The organism is Enterobacter sp. NFIX59 (genome assembly GCF_900113755.1).
Lineage (GTDB): Bacteria > Pseudomonadota > Gammaproteobacteria > Enterobacterales > Enterobacteriaceae > Enterobacter > Enterobacter pseudoroggenkampii.
Window position 1 is genome coordinate 1,116,366 of record NZ_FOQN01000001.1, and the last position, 18,827, is coordinate 1,135,192.

An 18,827-nucleotide genomic window follows, 5' to 3' on the forward strand; every position below is an offset into this window, starting at 1 on the left:
GTAGGTGTTACATGTCCGAGCTTAATGAAAAGTTAGCCACAGCCTGGGAAGGTTTTGCGAAAGGTGACTGGCAGAATGAAGTAAACGTACGTGACTTCATTCAGAAAAACTATACCCCGTATGAAGGTGACGAATCCTTCCTGGCTGGCGCAACTGAGGCGACCACCAAGCTGTGGGACAGCGTAATGGAAGGCGTTAAACTGGAAAACCGCACTCACGCGCCAGTTGATTTTGACACCTCCGTTGCTTCCACCATCACTTCTCACGATGCTGGCTATATCAACAAAGCCCTTGAGAAAATCGTTGGTCTGCAGACTGAAGCACCACTGAAACGCGCAATCATCCCGTTCGGTGGCATCAAAATGGTTGAAGGTTCCTGCAAAGCGTATAACCGCGAGCTGGACCCAATGCTGAAAAAAATCTTCACCGAATACCGCAAAACCCACAACCAGGGTGTATTCGATGTTTACACCAAAGACATTCTGAACTGCCGTAAATCTGGCGTTCTGACTGGTCTGCCAGATGCGTATGGCCGTGGCCGTATCATCGGTGACTACCGTCGCGTTGCGCTGTACGGTATCGACTTCCTGATGAAAGACAAATACGCTCAGTTCGTGTCTCTGCAGTCCGATCTGGAAAACGGCGTAAACCTGGAAGCGACTATCCGTCTGCGTGAAGAGATCGCTGAACAGCACCGCGCGCTGGGTCAGATCAAAGAGATGGCAGCTAAATATGGCTGCGATATCTCTGGTCCTGCTACCAACGCTCAGGAAGCTATCCAGTGGACCTACTTCGGCTACCTGGCCGCAGTTAAGTCTCAGAACGGTGCAGCAATGTCCTTCGGTCGCGTATCCACCTTCCTGGATGCGTACATCGAACGTGATATCAAAGCAGGCAAAATCACCGAGCAAGACGCTCAGGAAATGATTGACCACCTGGTCATGAAACTGCGTATGGTTCGCTTCCTGCGTACTCCAGAATACGATGAGCTGTTCTCCGGTGACCCAATCTGGGCAACTGAATCCATCGGCGGTATGGGCGTTGACGGCCGTACTCTGGTAACCAAAAACAGCTTCCGCTTCCTGAACACCCTGTACACCATGGGTCCTTCTCCGGAGCCGAACATCACCGTTCTGTGGTCTGAAAAACTGCCTCTGAACTTCAAGAAATTCGCCGCTAAAGTGTCCATCGACACCTCTTCTCTGCAGTACGAGAACGATGACCTGATGCGTCCGGACTTCAACAACGACGATTACGCTATCGCTTGCTGCGTAAGCCCAATGGTTGTTGGTAAACAAATGCAGTTCTTCGGTGCGCGTGCAAACCTGGCGAAAACCATGCTGTACGCAATCAACGGCGGCGTTGATGAAAAACTGAAAATGCAGGTTGGTCCTAAGTCTGAGCCGATCAAAGGCGACGTTCTGAACTTCGATGAAGTCATGGACCGCATGGATCACTTCATGGACTGGCTGGCTAAACAGTACGTCACTGCGCTGAACGTTATCCACTACATGCACGACAAGTACAGCTACGAAGCCTCTCTGATGGCGCTGCACGACCGTGACGTGATCCGCACCATGGCGTGTGGTATCGCTGGTCTGTCCGTTGCTGCTGACTCCCTGTCTGCAATCAAATATGCGAAAGTTAAACCAATTCGTGACGAAGACGGCCTGGCTGTAGACTTCGAAATCGAGGGTGAATATCCGCAGTTTGGTAACAACGACTCTCGCGTTGATGACATGGCGGTTGACCTGGTAGAACGTTTCATGAAGAAAATTCAGAAACTGACTACCTACCGTAACGCTATCCCGACTCAGTCTGTTCTGACCATCACCTCTAACGTTGTGTATGGTAAGAAAACCGGTAACACCCCAGACGGTCGTCGTGCTGGCGCGCCATTCGGCCCAGGTGCTAACCCAATGCACGGTCGTGACCAGAAAGGTGCGGTTGCCTCTCTGACCTCCGTTGCTAAACTGCCGTTTGCTTACGCGAAAGATGGTATCTCTTACACCTTCTCTATCGTGCCAAACGCACTGGGTAAAGACGACGAAGTGCGTAAAACTAACCTCGCGGGTCTGATGGATGGTTACTTCCACCACGAAGCGTCCATCGAAGGTGGTCAGCACCTGAACGTGAACGTTATGAACCGTGAAATGCTGCTCGACGCGATGGAACACCCTGAGAAATATCCTCAGCTGACCATCCGCGTATCTGGCTACGCAGTACGTTTTAACTCCCTGACTAAAGAACAGCAGCAGGACGTTATCACCCGTACTTTCACTCAGTCCATGTAAGTGGAATTGACTGAAATCACGCGTTAACAAGCGTACAATAAAGGCTCCACGTCAGTGGGGCCTTTTTAGCACCCTCTCCACCTCAGTCTCTTTTGTCCGCTATCTATACTGAATGGATAACAGCCAAAACAGACTTAACACAGCCGGCTTTGAGCTGTGCATACACAGGCCCGGGACGGGCCGATGATGGAGATATCACCGCAATGTCAACTATTGGTCGTATTCACTCCTTTGAATCCTGTGGCACCGTCGATGGCCCGGGTATCCGCTTTATCACTTTTTTCCAGGGCTGCCTGATGCGCTGCCTGTACTGCCATAACCGCGACACCTGGGACACGCACGGCGGTAAAGAAGTCACCGTCGACGATCTGATGAAAGAGGTGGTGACCTATCGCCACTTTATGAACGCCTCCGGCGGCGGCGTCACCGCATCCGGCGGTGAAGCCATTCTGCAGGCTGAATTTGTCCGCGACTGGTTCCGCGCCTGCCGCAAAGAAGGCATTCATACCTGTCTCGATACCAACGGCTTTGTACGTCGCTACGATCCGGTTATCGACGAGTTGCTCGAAGTGACCGATCTGGTGATGCTCGATCTCAAACAGATGAACGATGAGATCCACCAGAACCTCGTTGGTGTTTCAAACCACCGCACGCTGGAATTTGCCAAATACATTGCCGATAAAGGCATTAAAACCTGGATCCGCTACGTGGTGGTGCCTGGCTGGTCAGACGACGACGACTCCGCGCACCGCCTCGGGGAATTTACTCGCGATATGGGCAACGTCGAGAAAATCGAGCTTCTGCCCTATCACGAGCTGGGTAAACATAAGTGGGTGGCAATGGGTGAAGAGTACAAACTCGATGGCGTGAAGCCGCCGAAGAAAGAGACGATGGAACGCGTCAAAGGTATTCTTGAACAGTACGGCCACAAGGTAATGTATTAAAGAAAGGCCCGGTGAGAACCGGGCCTTTTTATATTCTATTTAAAGACGCCGTTAATAACGGACGTCACAATAGCTGTACTCAGTGCAATTAAGACCAGGTCGTCACCCACTACCCGCCACTCATAGCCTGGATAGGAAGGAAGCTGACCCAGCATTGAGGCTGGCACGGCCTTCTTCGCAATACCTGGAGGCAGTGGTTTACCGCGCGCCAGGTTTTTTGCGATCCCCGGAGGCAGTGACTTATAGCCCGTTAAGCCGTAATTCACGGCCAGATGGCGGGCATGATCGAAACTCACGCGAGCGTCGACATCGCTACCGACATCTTTACTGCTTTTAACGCTCTTATCCGATTTTCCAGGATTATCCTGACCGTTATTTTGCTTATTGCCATGGTTACCAGAATTCCCGTTACCATGACTGCCGCTGTTACCCTGTCCGCCACCGTTTCCGTGACCATTGCCATTCCCGTTTCCAGGATTAGCCATGACCGGAGCCGTTGCAAACGTTAAAGACAACACTACGGCAAGTGCGGTAGTGGAAAAACGACGAGTAGACATGATTGATGCCTTATAGTGGTAGGACTCACATGAATTATCGTCTGGCGCAATAAACAAACAATAAGTAAAACTCTGAGTTGTGGTGGGGACAAAAAAGCCTGTCATCGACAGGCTTTTAATTCATCAGGCATGAGCCACAGGCGTTGGGTGTTCGCCCACTTTGCGCAGCAGCATTAAGAGATAAATAAACGATACGCTGGCGATCATGATAAACAATAAATTATCAGAGTAATTCTGCATCAGCATCGCGGTAAACGTCGGCCCTAATAAACTGCCGATGGTATAGCTCAGTAACAGCGCCTGGTTCATTGCCACCAGCTGGTGATGTTCTACTTTCTCACAGGCCCAGGCCATCGCAACCGGATAGAGCGTAAAGCCGGCGGCCCCGAGAATAAACAGCGCAGGCGCCATCGCGGCGTTGCTGAGCATGGCAAGACAGCCCATGATCACCACGAAGACCTGAACGCGCAGCACCAGCAGACGACCGAAACGATCCGCCAGACGGCCAATCGGCCACTGCCCGACAATACCCGCGCTTACCATGACCGCCATCCAGAAGCCAATTCCGGAATCGCTGACGCCCTGATGATTCAGATAGAGCGGCATCAGGCCATAGAGCGAGCCCAGTACAATCCCCGAGATAATGCAGCCGTTAACGCCCAGACGCGCCTGACGGAGTCTGAGCATTGGCCAGACGTGTGTCGCTTCCTGATGCTCGCTGTTCTGGTTCACAATGCGCGTGAAGAGCAGCGGCAGGATCGCGGCCAGCACCATGCCCGTTACCCACGGCAGAACGCTCATCAGGTCGGTTGGCAGCTTGCTGACCATCAGTTGTCCCAGCACGGTGCCGACATAGTAAACCATCATGTAGGCAGCCAGCAGGCGACCGCGGTTGCGGGAGGTGCCGCTGCACATCAGCGCACTTTCAACGACCACCCAAATCATCGCGCAGCCGACACCGGCGATAAAGCGCCATGCCATCCAGCTCCAGAAGCCGACCATCAGGCCCAGCCCGGCACACCCGGCGGCGAAAATCAGCGAGGCCAGATAATAGCTGCGGTTAAAGCCAAAGCGCTTAATCAGGCTCCCGGTCACCAGCGTACCCAGCAGGTTCCCGGTAAAAAAGGACGAGCTGACCATACCCACCTGCCAGGTCGGTAAGTTTTCATGGGCGAGCCACAGCGGGACGAGCGTATTTAACACTGCGATCGCCAGGGTCAACAAAAGCAGGCCACAGAGCAACAGCAGCACTGGCCGGGTATAGGTGGTCATGGATTAAAAACCGTGAGGAAGTTCAGATTTCGTGCGCATCATGCCACTGGCAAAAACAAAGTCAATCCACTGATTTAGCCGCCTCGCACAATATGTTCCCTGTCGATTTAAAAAACTTATCCTGCTAATGCCACGCCTGCTATAGATATTAATTATGTCTCTGTTTTCATTTATTAATGGGCAAAATTAAAACAAAACGACAGTCGAAAAATTTCATGATCGAAAAAGGAAAAAGCCGGGCACTCAGGCCCGGCTTGATATAACCCAATACACCGTTAACTGGCGACAGCCATACCAACGGTCATATGCAACCCGTAGAACACGCCGCGACCAATCAGTTCACCCGCCAGTACCAGCACAAAAGCCAGTGACAACAACGGCAGCGCAGGCTGATAGCCTTTGAGCTGAGGAGCAATCCAGAATACCAGCGCAGCGACCAGCAGAACGATACGCCAGGCCATCAGCGCACCGTAGTCCGGCACAAGGGCAGAGGCCTGCTGGATAGAGCTGTGAATGGTTGCCAGTTCAGAACCCTGCATCAGAGCGACCATCGCACTCACTACCAGCGCCAGAAGCGAAACAGCGGGCAGCAAACGCATAGCCCATCCGTCGACACCCGCCACGCGCAGCAGCAGGTAGCCCAGCAGCGGCCCGCCGATAAACATCGTCAGGAAGAAGCTCATTGGCGTCCAGACGCTGTACCAGGTGGGGACGGTATCAATGGTGTTATAGACACGCACCATCATCCACACGAACACCACGCCCAGCACCATGGTCAGGATCAGCCACAGGCTGCGCAGACCCGCAGGCAACTTCTTCATAGCGGCCAGCAGCCAGCCTAGCCCACCGACGGCAAAGAAAATTGCGCCACTGGCAATCTCGTTACTCAGTGATGAGGCCCCCACGCGGTTCAGGGAGTTAAACGCGCGCATCGGCGAGCCCAGGTGCAGCGTTGAGGCAATAAAGCCAAGCCCCATCAGCACCCACAGGCCAAACATGCTCAACACCAGACGCTGCTGCTGTTCAGCGTTGAGATTACCCTTCAACAGCGCCAGCGCCAGTACAATGAAGCCACCCGCCACGCACTGACCAAAGACCGTGAAGATCATCAGCGGCCATTCATGCCATCCACTTCCCATCTCACACCTCCTTCGGATTTGCCAGGTAGCCGGTGGTGTCACCTGTAGGACGGCTGTTGGCGTTAGGTTTAATCACAATACTTGGCTTCGTGAAGTGCGCAGACGGCAGCGGCGCCACGGCGGCAAGCTGACCATGTTTTTGACGCAGCTCTTCAATGGGACCAAAGTCCAGCGCGCGCAGCGGACAGGACTCGACGCAAATCGGCTTTTTGCCATCCGCTACGCGGGTGTGGCAACCATCGCATTTGGTCATATGGCCCTTGGCAGCGTTGTACTGTGGCGCGCCATACGGGCAGGCCATATGACAGTAGCGACAGCCGATGCAGACATCTTCATCCACCACCACAAAACCGTCTTCGCGCTTGTGCATCGCCCCGCTCGGACAGACCTTCGTGCAGGCAGGATCTTCACAGTGGTTACAGGCAATCGACAGGTAATACGCAAAGACGTTCTGATGCCAGACGCCGTTATCTTCCTGCCAGTCGCCCCCGGCGTATTCATAGATGCGACGGAAGCTCACGTCCGGCGTCAGGTCTTTGTAATCTTTGCAGGCCAGCTCGCAGGTTTTGCACCCGGTACAACGGCTGGAATCAATAAAAAATCCATACTGGGTTGTCATCGGCTACTCCTTAAACCTTTTCAACCTGGACAAGGTTTGTGTGGGATGGGTTGCCCTTCGCCAGCGGCGACGGACGCTGCGTGGTCAGCACGTTAATACTGCCCGCCTGGTCGATGCGGTTGGCATCAGGGCTGTACCAGGCCCCTTCCCCCAGCGCCACCACGCCTGGCATCATGCGCGGCGTCACTTTGGCCTCAATGTGCACCTCGCCGCGACCGTTGAAGATGCGTACGCGATCGCCATTGCTGATGCCGCGTGCTTTAGCATCCATCGGGTTGATCCACATCTCCTGACGGCAGGCGGCTTTCAGCACGTCTACGTTGCCGTAGGTGGAGTGCACGCGCGCTTTGTAGTGGAAACCGGTCAGCTGCAGCGGGAATTTCGCCGTCAGAGGATCGTTGTAGTTTTCGAAACCTGGCGTGTAGATCGGCAGCGGATCGATAACGTCCCCTTCCGGCAGCTCCCAGGTCGACGCGATTTTTGCCAGCTCTTCGGAGTAGATTTCGATTTTGCCCGACGGCGTGGTCAGCGGGTTCGCCTGCGGATCTTCACGGAACGCTTTGTACGCCACGTGGTGCCCTTCCGGATCGCGCTGTTTGTACATCCCCTGCTTGCGGAAGGTATCAAAGTCAGGGAGGTCCGGGATCGCCTTGCGGGAGAGTTCATGCAGATGGCGCATCCACCCTTCCTGAGTACGTCCCTCGGTAAACTGCTGCTCAACGCCAAGACGTTTCGCCAGCTCAGAGGTCATCTCATAGATGGTTTTGCACTCGAAGCGCGGTTTAATAGCCTGGTCAGTAAAGATCACGTAGGACATGTTGCCGCAGGAGGCGTCCAGCGCGAAATCCATCTGCTCAGAGGCGGTGCAGTCCGGTAGCAGGATATCGGCATATTTCGCCGAGGAGGTCATGTGGCAGTCGATCACTACAATCATCTCGCACTTCTTGTCATCCTGCAGGATTTCATGGGTGCGGTTGATTTCTGAATGCTGGTTAATGAGACAGTTACCGGCATAGTTCCAGATCATCTTGATCGGCACGTCCAGCTTGTCTTTGCCGCGTACGCCGTCGCGCAGGGCGGTCATTTCCGGACCCCGTTCGATCGCATCGGTCCACATAAACATGGAGATGCTGGTCTGAACCGGGTTATCCAGCGTCGGCATACGTTCGAACGGCACTTCATATGAGCCTTCACGCGCGCCGGTGTTACCGCCGTGAATGCCGACGTTGCCGGTCAGAATGGAAAGCATGGAGATGGCACGGGTCGCGATTTCGCCGTTCGCATGACGCTGCGGACCCCAGCCCTGGCTGATATAGGCCGGTTTGGCTGAGCCAATCTCACGCGCCAGCTGAACGATACGCTCTGCCGGGATGCCGGTGATGGTGGAGGCCCACTCCGGCGTTTTCGCCACGCCGTCGCTGCCCTGTCCAAGAATATACGCTTTGTAGTGACCGTTTGCCGGCGCACTGGCTGGCAGAGTTTTCTCGTCATAGCCAACGCAGTATTTATCCAGGAAAGGCTGATCGACAAGGTTCTCAGTGATCATCACCCAGGCCAGCGCCGAGACCAGCGCCGCATCAGTGCCCGGACGAATGGGGATCCACTCATCTTCGCGTCCGGCACCGGTGTCGGTATAGCGCGGATCGATGATGATCATGCGGGCATTGGATTTAGCGCGGGCCTGTTCGAGGTAGTAGGTCACCCCGCCACCGCTCATGCGGGTTTCACCCGGGTTGTTACCGAACAGCACGACCAGCTTACTGTTTTCGATATCGGACGGGCTGTTGCCGTCAGCCCAGCCGCCGTAGGTGTAGTTCAGCCCTGCCGCGATCTGCGCCGAGGAGTAGTCGCCATAGTGATTGAGATAACCGCCGCAGCAGTTCATCAGGCGCGCCACCAGCGTTTTTCCCGGTGGCCAGGAGCGGGTCAGCGTGCCGCCAAGCGTCCCGGTACCGTAGTTCAGGTAGATAGATTCGTTACCGTACTCTTTGATAAGGCGCTGCATATTGGTGGCGATGATGTCGTAGGCTTCATCCCAGCTAATTCGCTCGAACTTCCCTTCCCCGCGCTTACCGACGCGCTTCATCGGGTATTTCAGGCGGTCCGGATTATAGACACGACGACGCATGGAGCGACCACGCAGGCAGGCACGGACCTGATGTAACCCTTCGTAGTTATCGTCCCCGGTATTGTCGGTTTCGACATATTTAATTTCACCATCCACCACATGCATACGTAGCGGACAACGGCTACCGCAGTTTACGGTACAGGCACTCCACACCACTTTTTCCGGGGCAGTGGCCGGGGACAGAGCCTCTGCCGCCGACGCCAGTCGGGTAAAGGGGAGCGTGAAGGCACTGCTGGCTACGGCCAGGCCGCCTATGGCCGTGGTTTTCATCAACCCACGGCGAGTGACCTCGGCAGCCATTAATGCTTCAGGCGCGTTGATTTTCATAGAGACTCACTTTGGTTGCTCACAAAGAAAAGAGAGGCGGCTCATACCGCTATGTAGTTTTATATATAACGAATATCTTCGTTATCAGCTTTTTGTGCTGACTTTCATTCGGAGGAGTATTACTACTTTAGAGGGAGAGGTTATTGCTTCGTATCAAATCAAAGGCATAAAAAAAGCGCCCTGAGGCGCTTTTTTGTTTTAAGACAAATATTAGCCGATGTACTGCTGGCCTTTCATGTATGGACGCAGCACTTCAGGGATCTCAATACGACCGTCTGCCTGCTGGTAGTTTTCCAGCACGGCAACCAGCGTACGGCCTACAGCCAGGCCAGAACCGTTCAGGGTATGCACCAGACGGGTTTTCTTGTCAGATTTGCTGCGGCAGCGAGCCTGCATGCGGCGCGCCTGGAAATCCCAGACGTTAGAGCAGGAGGAGATTTCACGGTAGGTGTTCTGCGCAGGCACCCACACTTCCAGGTCGAAGGTTTTGCAGGCGCCAAAGCCCATATCACCGGTGCACAGCGCCATACGACGGTACGGCAGACCCAGCAGCTCCAGCACTTTCTCAGCGTGGCCGGTCATCTCTTCCAGCGCGTCCATGGATTCTTCAGGACGGACGATCTGCACCATCTCAACTTTGTCGAACTGGTGCATACGGATCAGACCGCGCGTGTCGCGACCGTAAGAACCGGCTTCAGAACGGAAGCACGGAGAGTGCGCCGTCAGTTTGATTGGCAGGTCGTCTTCGTCGATGATCTCATCACGCACGAGGTTAGTCAGCGGCACCTCCGCGGTTGGGATCAGCGCGTAGTTGCTGCTGTCGGCTTCCTCGTCCAGCGGACGGGTGTGGAACAGATCGCCAGCAAATTTCGGCAGTTGGCCCGTACCGTACAGCGTATCGTGGTTAACCAGATACGGTACGTAGGTTTCGCTGTAACCGTGCTGCTCGGTGTGCAGATCCAGCATGAACTGCGCCAGCGCACGGTGCAGATGGGCAATCTGGCCTTTCATCACCACGAAGCGAGAGCCGGTCAGCTTAACCGCTGCCGCAAAGTCCAGGCCCGCGTGCATTTCGCCCAGCGTCACGTGATCGCGCACCTCGAAGTCAAACTCACGAGGCGTGCCCCAGCGTTTCACTTCAACGTTGTCGTTTTCATCTTTGCCGACAGGCACGCTGTCGTCAGGAATATTCGGGATAGCCAGGGCAATATCACGAATCTCGGCCTGAAGAACGTCCAGCTCAGCTTTCGCCTGATCCAGTTCTTCACCCAGTTTGTTCACTTCCAGGCGTAATGGCTCAATATCTTCCCCGCGCGCTTTCGCCTGGCCGATGGATTTCGATCGAGAGTTACGCTCTGCCTGCAGATTTTCAGTTTGTACCTGCAGAACTTTACGACGCTCTTCAAGAGCGCGCAGCTTATCTACATCCAGCTTAAAGCCCCGGCGTGCCAGTTTTTCAGCGACTGCGTCTGGCTCATTACGCAGCAGATTGGGATCGAGCATGCTTATCCTGTGCTTATCGAATTAAAATAGGAAAATGTGACCACAGCCTGCGGCCACAAGGATACATTGCCAACATTACCGCAACGATTGAACTAACGGTAGCGTTTTATAGGGCTATTTTGATCCTGTCCGGCGAGCCAGGTGAGCTTTTCACCAATCTTGCCCTCAAGACCTCTGTTTGTGGGGTGATAATAGCGCGTTTGTGCCATCTCCTGCGGGAAATATTCCTCCCCGGCAGCGTAGGCATTGGGTTCGTCGTGAGCGTAGCGATACTCCTGCCCGTAACCCATCTCTTTCATCAGCCTGGTCGGCGCGTTACGCAGGTGAACCGGCACATCGTAGTCCGGCCGTTCGCGCGCGTCGGACATCGCCGCTTTGAAGGCGGTATAAACCGCATTGCTTTTCGGCGCGCAGGCCAGATAGACAATCGCCTGCGCTATGGCACGTTCGCCTTCCGCGGGTCCAACGCGGGTGAAGCAGTCCCAGGCCGAAAGCGCGACCTGCATGGCGCGAGGATCGGCATTGCCGACATCTTCTGATGCAATCGCCAGGCAGCGACGCGCGACGTATAACGGATCGCCGCCCGCAGTGATAATGCGCGCGTACCAGTAAAGCGCCGCATCCGGCGCGCTGCCGCGCACGGACTTATGCAGCGCCGAGATCAGGTCGTAAAAACGGTCGCCTTTGTTATCGAAACGCGCGCTGCGCTCCCCGGCAATTTCGGTGAGCAGCTCCTGCTTCAGCACCCGCTTCCCGGCATCGTCAACTTCGGCCATATCGGCCATCATTTCCAGCGTATTCAGCGCCCGACGCGCATCGCCGTTGACCAGCTCGGCAATCGCACGACGCGTGTCGTCAGGCAGAACGATATCCTGCCCGCCGTAGCCCCGCGCTTTGTCGTCCATCGCCTGAGTAAGAACCTTTTCGATATCCTCGGTCGTCAGCGATTTGAGCAGGTAAACGCGCGCGCGGGAAAGCAGCGCCGAGTTCAGCTCAAACGACGGGTTTTCGGTGGTCGCGCCGATGAAGAAGATCGTGCCGTCTTCAATATGCGGCAGGAAGGCATCCTGCTGGCTCTTGTTGAAGCGGTGGACTTCGTCCACGAAGAGGATGGTGCGCCGCCCGGCATTGCGGTTCTGCCGCGCACGCTCGATCGCCTCACGGATCTCTTTCACGCCGGAGGTGACCGCCGAGATACGTTCGACGTCCGCGTTGGCATAACGGGCGATCACTTCTGCAAGCGTGGTCTTGCCGGTACCAGGGGGCCCCCAGAGGATCATGGAGTGAAGATGCCCGGCCTCAATGGCGCGCGGCAATGGCTTACCGGCAGCCAGCAGGTGTTGCTGGCCGATGTACTGCGCTAAATTTTCTGGCCGCATGCGAGCGGCCAGAGGTTGAAACGCGTTATCTGAAAAATCGAGCGACAGATTGCCCACTCACGCCTCTTACTTATTGCGTTGGTCGTCCACCGTTACGCCCTTCGGCGGGGTAAAGGTGAATTTCGATGCATCAACGGCGCCGTTCTGCTGAGATTTAAGCTGGTAGCTGCTGCGCTGATCGTCCTGCTCAACCGCGCCGAACTGATTAATGGTACCGTTGGTGCTTACGTTAATGGTGAACTGCTTCAGGTTGCCGTTGCTGCCTTTCGGCGTCAGGACAAACTCGTCACCCGTCTGTTTAATATTATACTGCTGCCAGTCGCTGGCCTGGTTACGGGCAATCAGCATAAACGGCGTATTGCTGGTGGCATCCTTCAGCCAGGTCGCCGTAGCCTGCTCAACGAACGGGTTGAAGAACCATAAGGTTTTGCCGTCAGACACCAGGATGCTCTCATCCGGCTGGGTCATGTGCCAGTTGAACAGATTCGGGCGTTTTACCCACAAATCTCCCTGGCCTTCCTGCACCGCGTTGCCGCTGCCGTCAGTCACTTTTTGCGTGAAGCTGGCGTGGAAGCTGCTTACTTTATCCAGTCGGCTTTTAAGGTCGCTGGCTGCATCAGCCCAGACGCTGCTGGCGACAAAACTGGTGAGTAATGCACAGGCGATGGCGATTTTTTTCATTGTTATTCCTTAAAATACGTCTTCCCGATATGGGGTTTCCGTCTTCTATTCTGGACCTGCCCGAAGGCAGGCGACAGAAGAAAATGCTTAATTTTGGCTGATTTACCCTTCTTTGCAATCGCTGAAGGTTAATCAAACGGCGGCGGTGCCAGCACCTCGCGATTACCGTTATGCCCCTGCTCGCTCACAATGCCCTGCGCTTCCATCTGCTCGATGATACGCGCCGCGCGGTTATAGCCGATGCGGAACTGACGCTGCACCCCAGAGATGGAGGCTTTGCGTTTTTCGGTAACGAAGCTAACCGCCTGATCGAATAACGGATCCAGCTCTTCGCCGCCGTCGAAGCCACCGCCGCCGCCTTCGCTTTCCGTATCGCTGGTAATGCCGTCAACATATTGTGGACGACCGCGCGCTTTCCAGTCCTGGACGACGGCGTGAACTTCCTCATCGCGGACGAACGCACCGTGGACACGCACCGGAGAGGTGGAGTTCGGGCCGGAATAGAGCATGTCACCCATACCCAGCAGCGACTCTGCACCGCCCTGGTCAAGAATGGTACGGGAGTCAATTTTACTTGATACGGTAAAGGCGATACGCGTCGGAATGTTCGCTTTGATAAGGCCGGTAATAACGTCTACGGAAGGACGCTGGGTCGCCAGCACAAGGTGAATACCGGCCGCACGCGCTTTCTGCGCCAGACGGGCAATCAACTCTTCCACTTTCTTACCGACGGTCATCATCAGGTCAGCGAATTCATCGACCAGCACGACGATATAAGGCAGTTTTTCGAGCACCGGATGCTGGGCATCCATGCTGTCACCCGGTTTCCAGTAAGGATCCGGAATCGGACGTCCCATGCGCACCGCCTGGGCGATTTTCTCGTTATAACCGGCCAGGTTACGCACGCCCAGCGCAGACATCAGCTTGTAGCGGCGTTCCATCTCATTGACGCTCCAGCGCAGGGCGTTGGCAGCATCTTTCATGTCGGTCACAACTTCGGTCAGCAGATGCGGGATGCCTTCATAGACCGACAGTTCGAGCATTTTCGGGTCGATCATGATGAAACGCACATCTTCCGGCTGCGCTTTATACAGCATGCTGAGGATCATGGCGTTCACACCGACAGACTTACCGGAACCGGTAGTACCCGCGACCAGCAGGTGAGGCATTTTCGCGAGATCCGCCACCACCGGATCGCCCGCGATATCTTTACCCAGCACCACGGTCAGCGGGGATGGGTTATCGCGGAACTTGGTGTTATCCAGCACTTCACGCAGGTAGACGGTCTGACGTTTCTTGTTCGGCAGCTCAAGCCCAACGTACGGTTTGCCCGGAATCACTTCCACCACACGTACCGCCACGGTCGACAGAGAACGCGCCAGGTCGCGGGACAGGTTGGAAATGCGCGCGGCTTTAACGCCAGGCGCCAGGTTCAGTTCAAAACGGGTGATAACAGGACCCGGCGAGTAGTTCACCACGTCCGCTTTGATGCGGAAGTCAGCCAGACGGGCTTCGACCAGACGCGCCATTTGTTCGAGCGCGAAGGTATCGACCGGTTCCACTTCTGACGGCGGCGGCGTTAACAGATCCAGAGACGGCAGCGGCGTGCTTGGACGCTGCAGCGGACGGCTGTCACCGTTACGCATCAGCAGCGGGTGAATCAGGCTCTCCTGAGGCTGAGGCGCAGGCTGCTGGAACTGCGGCGGCTGTGGTGCCTGCTGCGGTTGAGCATACGGCTGCTGAACTGGTTGTTGAGGCTGCGAGTATGTCTGTGGTGCTGGCTGCTGGCGCAGAGGCGCTGCTTCCGGCATCACGCTCGGGGTAAATAAAGGCTCGCTCGGGCCATCATCCACCAGATCCTTCATCGGCGAAAATTCAAAATCAGACAGCGAGAACGGGTTTGCACCCGCCGGTTGCTCACCGGAATAGCGCTGCTGCTGGGTGGCGGCAAACTGGCGCGCCAGTTCTGCTTCTGCCGCGTCCTCTTCATCTTCCAGCATCGGTTCATCGTGCTGGTATTCTTCACCGTAGCGCTGATTCTGCTGCGCAGCGAACTGGCGGGCCAGCTCGTCCTGCTGCATTTCATCGGCGTCATCTTCGTAGTCAGGCTCGCGCGCTTTCTCTTCAGCCATACGCTGGGAAGGCAGCTTGATACCATAAGAGGCAAGCTCTCGGCGGGTTGGAACGCGAACGCGGTTAGGGCGAGGCAGTTGCGGACCAATCCCCTCCTTCACCTGAGGACGTGGCGCGCCCCCTGTTGCCAGACTAAAGACAGGTGCAGCTGCGGCAGCGGTAGCCTGCTTCACGCTTTCCGCTACGGGTGCGACTGCAGGCGTCGGGTCGATCGGTGGAACGGAAACAGAAGGCGCTTTCGTCACCGGCTCCTGCACCGGTTCAGGCACCGGCTGGTACCAGGCCGCCAGCTGCTCGCGTTCACGCGCACGTCGCTCTTCGACTTCTTCGAAATAGTACAGCGGTGGACGGGCGGGCTTCACCTCTTCCACGATTTCAGGTTCAGGCTGCGGCTCAACATAAGGCTGCACAGGTTCAACCGGTTCAGGCACATACTCCTGATAAGGTTGGGCCACCGGCTGTTCATCGTGCGGGTAATTTTGCGGTTCATACGCAGGCTGCGGCGGCTGATAAGGCTGCTGCCACTGCTCCTGCTGAACAGGGACGTAGCTTTCAGGTTCAGGCGCGATAACGGGCTCCGGCGTGTGAACACCGGGCGCAGTCTGCCAGTCAACCTGCGGCTGCTGAATAACGGATTCCGGCGGCGAAACCGGCGCGGATGGCATCACAGCGTCGACCGGCGCGGCATACGCCTGCGCAGCGGTCGTCGCGGCGGCTGCTGCCGCAACCGGCTCGGTAACCGAGTGGCCATTTAACAGCGGATCGTATTCGTAGAAGTCACCCGGCATGGCCCGGCTGCCGGAGAAGAGCACATCGTCAGGATCGACGGCGACACCCGCCGCGCGATACGCCACCTGCTCGTCTTCATCCATGCGTTTACCGGAGAAGAGCGCCGCATCGGTTTTACGGCCAAGCGGGTTGGCAAATTTCTCAGCAACACGCTGACGACGCGCCAGCGCGCCGCGCAGAATACGCGCACGACGAGACTCGCGACGCTGCACAGGCGCGTCATCTTCCTCTTCCTCTTCGTACTCGTCTTCATCAACCCACGTATCGTCACGACGGGTACGGTTGCTGGCGAAGGTCAGAATAGTGAGGATAAAACTGCCGATTTTCTCGGCAATGCTCACCCAGGACCAGCCGGTAAACAATGTCAGCCCGGCCGCCCAGATGCAGAGCAATGCGAGCGTGCCGCCGCTGCTGTGCAGCATCGGTTGTAGCGCAGAGCTCAACAAACTGCCGATCACCCCGCCAGAGGCGAAGTACCAGATATCATCCGCATTAATCGCTGCCAGCCCGCACGAGGTGAGGATCAGCGCCAGCGCGCCAATCAGGCGCAGCGACACGGCGAAATAGTCGATGTAATCATCGTTCTGACGATGACGCCACGCAAACCAGCATCCGCCAATGATAATGACGGGAAGGGTATAGGCCATCACACCGAAAATGAAAAACAGCGTGTCCGCAAGCCAGGCACCGGGGACACCGCCTAAATTATGGATAGGCTCATGCCATGCAGTTTGTGACCAGCTGGGATCCGAGGGGTTGAAACTGAGTAAGGCTGCCATCAGCCAGACGGCAAAAAGGGCAATAACAATCAGCAAAGCCTCGAGGAGACGACGTCCGCTGCTTAGCTTCGATAGTGTGACTTCTTTGTCTTCAGTGTATTCCTGGCTCAAGAAAGGCTCTCCAGGTATCAGGCATATCCTGCCTGTTTGCTAAAACGGACAACAGTGCCGGGACTCCCCGGCACTGTTGCTGTATGGATTAACAGGAGTGTAATCAAACTACGCTGATTTTGCACCTGTTCCGTGTTAGCGCGTCTTAATAACCAGACGATTGCTCTGTTTGACCTCTTCCATCACCACATAGGTACGGGTGTCATTCACGCCTGGCAGACGCAGCAGGGTTTCACCCAGCAGCTTACGGTAGGCGGACATATCAGGCACACGGGTTTTCAACAGGTAGTCGAAATCACCGGATACCAGGTGACACTCTTGAATTTCTTCAAGTTTCTGTACAGCGGCGTTAAATTGCTCAAACACATCCGGCGCACCACGATTCAGAGTAATCTCAACAAATACCAGAAGTGAGGCATCCAGATAATGCGGGTTCAGCAGAGCCGTATAGCCCTGAATGAAACCCTGTCTTTCCAGTCGACGCACACGCTCAAGGCACGGCGTCGGGGAAAGTCCCACACGTTTTGAAAGCTCGACGTTGGAAATACGCCCATCCTTTTGCAATTCATTAAGAATGTTACGATCGATACGGTCGAGATCTTTGCCAGGGCGCTTCTTGCTATCTACCATTATTATTGTCTCTCTGTATTCCTTCCCTACTCCTGCCTGGACCCTGTGCACATCACTGTTCAGAGCCTGTACCCGTTAGTCATCACATCGCCTGATTATGTATTAGACGCGATGCGGATTCGGGTTCTGTTGGTAAGAAGACCGTTGCCCGAAGGCAGTCACCGACATCACGTATGGCGTCTGTCCACGCCATGCGTAGATTTCACTGACCCGGTAAAAATGGCATTTACGTGCATGCCTATGCGGCATACGGTTAACACGGTTTTTTCTTCTTCCTTGAATGTTTTCGCAAAAGCGCAGGGGATTGTCAAAGCAAAACATCGTTTTTTAGTACAACATGCCGGATATTCATTGCGGCAGGGTATTAATCCTCATTTTATTGCCTTACAAACGACCGGTTTTCAAGAGAAAGCGTGATGTTATCGCGCGCTATTCATCGTCCGTGGCTATTACACAGATTGATATCAAAATTGCTGCGCTCTTTTTTTACGACAACAAATTCCCTACAATCCAGCCAAATGTCTGCCAACAACAATGGGGATCTCATGGGCACGGCCAAACACAGTAAGCTGCTAATCCTTGGTTCTGGACCTGCGGGATATACCGCGGCGGTCTATGCTGCACGCGCTAACCTGCACCCGGTACTCATCACCGGCATGGAAAAAGGCGGTCAGCTGACCACCACCACCGAAGTGGAAAACTGGCCAGGGGACCCGAACGACCTGACCGGGCCGCTGCTGATGGAGCGTATGCACGAGCATGCTGCTAAATTCGAAACCGAAATTTTGTTCGATCATATCAATAAGGTCGATCTGCAGAACCGTCCGTTCCGCCTGACGGGCGACAGCGGCGAATACACCTGTGACGCGCTGATCATCGCCACCGGCGCCTCTGCCCGTTACCTCGGTCTGCCATCCGAAGAAGCGTTCAAAGGCCGCGGCGTTTCTGCCTGCGCAACCTGCGACGGTTTCTTCTACCGCAATCAGAAAGTCGCGGTCATCGGCGGCGGCAACACCGCCGTGGAAGAAGCGCTCTACCTGGCGAACATTGCCTCTGAGGTGCACCTGATCCACCGTCGCGACACCTTCCGCGCGGAGAAGATCCTGATCAAACGCCTGATGGATAAAGTGGAAAGCGGCAACATCGTGCTGCACACCAACCGTACCCTGGAAGAGGTGACGGGCGACCAGATGGGCGTTGCCGGTCTGCGTATCCGTGATACCCAGAACACCGATAACGTCGAAACGCTGGAAGTGGCGGGTCTGTTTGTGGCGATCGGTCACAGCCCGAACACCGCGATCTTCGACGGTCAGCTGGAGCTGGAAAATGGCTACATCAAAGTGCAGTCCGGCATTCACGGTAACGCGACCCAGACCAGCATCCCGGGCGTGTTCGCGGCCGGCGACGTGATGGACCATATTTACCGTCAGGCGATCACCTCTGCGGGCACCGGCTGTATGGCCGCGCTGGACGCTGAACGCTACCTCGATGGACTGGCTGAACAAGGTAAATAATCTTTACAAGTCAGTAACAAACGTAAAT

At 55.5% G+C, this 18,827-nt stretch carries 13 protein-coding genes; 3 read left to right on the forward strand and 10 right to left on the reverse strand.

Going from position 1 to position 18,827, the window contains the following annotated elements; translation table 11 throughout:
* The first annotated feature begins 11 nt into the window (after positions 1-11).
* Complete coding sequence (gene pflB, locus BM007_RS05485; RefSeq protein WP_048990994.1) at positions 12-2,294, forward strand: formate C-acetyltransferase; 2,283 nt, start codon at positions 12-14, stop codon at positions 2,292-2,294.
* A 203-nt stretch (positions 2,295-2,497) separates the two neighbouring features.
* Positions 2,498-3,238 (forward strand): pyruvate formate lyase 1-activating protein, encoded by a 741-nt coding sequence (gene pflA / locus BM007_RS05490; RefSeq protein WP_024907799.1) that lies wholly within the window; start codon positions 2,498-2,500, stop codon positions 3,236-3,238.
* Positions 3,239-3,273: 35 nt separating this feature from the next.
* Here pflA and BM007_RS05495 read toward each other — a convergent pair whose 3' ends face one another.
* The 10 genes from BM007_RS05495 to lrp all read right to left on the reverse strand — a co-directional run bounded on the left by BM007_RS05495 (position 3,274) and on the right by lrp (position 17,285).
* Positions 3,274-3,795 carry an anti-virulence regulator CigR family protein gene (locus tag BM007_RS05495; protein WP_090417534.1) on the reverse strand — a complete coding sequence of 174 codons (522 nt, stop codon included), beginning with the start codon at positions 3,793-3,795 and terminating at the stop codon, positions 3,274-3,276.
* A gap of 123 nt (positions 3,796-3,918) precedes the next feature.
* Entirely contained in the window at positions 3,919-5,067 is a 1,149-nt protein-coding gene (locus BM007_RS05500; RefSeq protein WP_023335120.1) for an MFS transporter, read from the reverse strand.
* A 275-nt stretch (positions 5,068-5,342) separates the two neighbouring features.
* Positions 5,343-6,206, reverse strand: coding sequence for a dimethyl sulfoxide reductase anchor subunit family protein (locus tag BM007_RS05505; protein ID WP_090417536.1), 864 nt, complete (start codon positions 6,204-6,206; stop codon positions 5,343-5,345).
* Position 6,207: 1 nt separating this feature from the next.
* A complete protein-coding gene (locus BM007_RS05510; RefSeq protein ID WP_021240882.1) occupies positions 6,208-6,825 on the reverse strand; it encodes a DMSO/selenate family reductase complex B subunit in 618 nt (205 codons plus the stop codon).
* A 10-nt stretch (positions 6,826-6,835) separates the two neighbouring features.
* Positions 6,836-9,280: a dimethylsulfoxide reductase subunit A gene (gene dmsA, locus BM007_RS05515; protein WP_090417538.1), complete on the reverse strand. Its 2,445-nt coding sequence runs from the start codon at positions 9,278-9,280 to the stop codon at positions 6,836-6,838.
* A 210-nt stretch (positions 9,281-9,490) separates the two neighbouring features.
* Complete coding sequence (gene serS / locus BM007_RS05520; RefSeq protein ID WP_008499983.1) at positions 9,491-10,783, reverse strand: serine--tRNA ligase; 1,293 nt, start codon at positions 10,781-10,783, stop codon at positions 9,491-9,493.
* Positions 10,784-10,875: 92 nt separating this feature from the next.
* Positions 10,876-12,219, reverse strand: coding sequence for a replication-associated recombination protein RarA (gene rarA / locus BM007_RS05525; protein WP_024907805.1), 1,344 nt, complete (start codon positions 12,217-12,219; stop codon positions 10,876-10,878).
* Positions 12,220-12,228: 9 nt separating this feature from the next.
* Entirely contained in the window at positions 12,229-12,843 is a 615-nt protein-coding gene (gene lolA, locus BM007_RS05530) for an outer membrane lipoprotein periplasmic chaperone LolA (protein ID WP_024907806.1), read from the reverse strand.
* Between the two features lie 128 nt (positions 12,844-12,971).
* Positions 12,972-16,655 carry a DNA translocase FtsK 4TM domain-containing protein gene (locus BM007_RS05535; protein ID WP_090417539.1) on the reverse strand — a complete coding sequence of 1,228 codons (3,684 nt, stop codon included), beginning with the start codon at positions 16,653-16,655 and terminating at the stop codon, positions 12,972-12,974.
* Between the two features lie 135 nt (positions 16,656-16,790).
* Positions 16,791-17,285 carry a leucine-responsive transcriptional regulator Lrp gene (gene lrp, locus BM007_RS05540; protein ID WP_000228469.1) on the reverse strand — a complete coding sequence of 165 codons (495 nt, stop codon included), beginning with the start codon at positions 17,283-17,285 and terminating at the stop codon, positions 16,791-16,793.
* A gap of 545 nt (positions 17,286-17,830) precedes the next feature.
* Here lrp and trxB point away from each other — a divergent pair.
* Positions 17,831-18,799 (forward strand): thioredoxin-disulfide reductase, encoded by a 969-nt coding sequence (gene trxB / locus BM007_RS05555; protein ID WP_090417544.1) that lies wholly within the window; start codon positions 17,831-17,833, stop codon positions 18,797-18,799.
* The last annotated feature ends 28 nt before the right edge of the window (positions 18,800-18,827 follow it).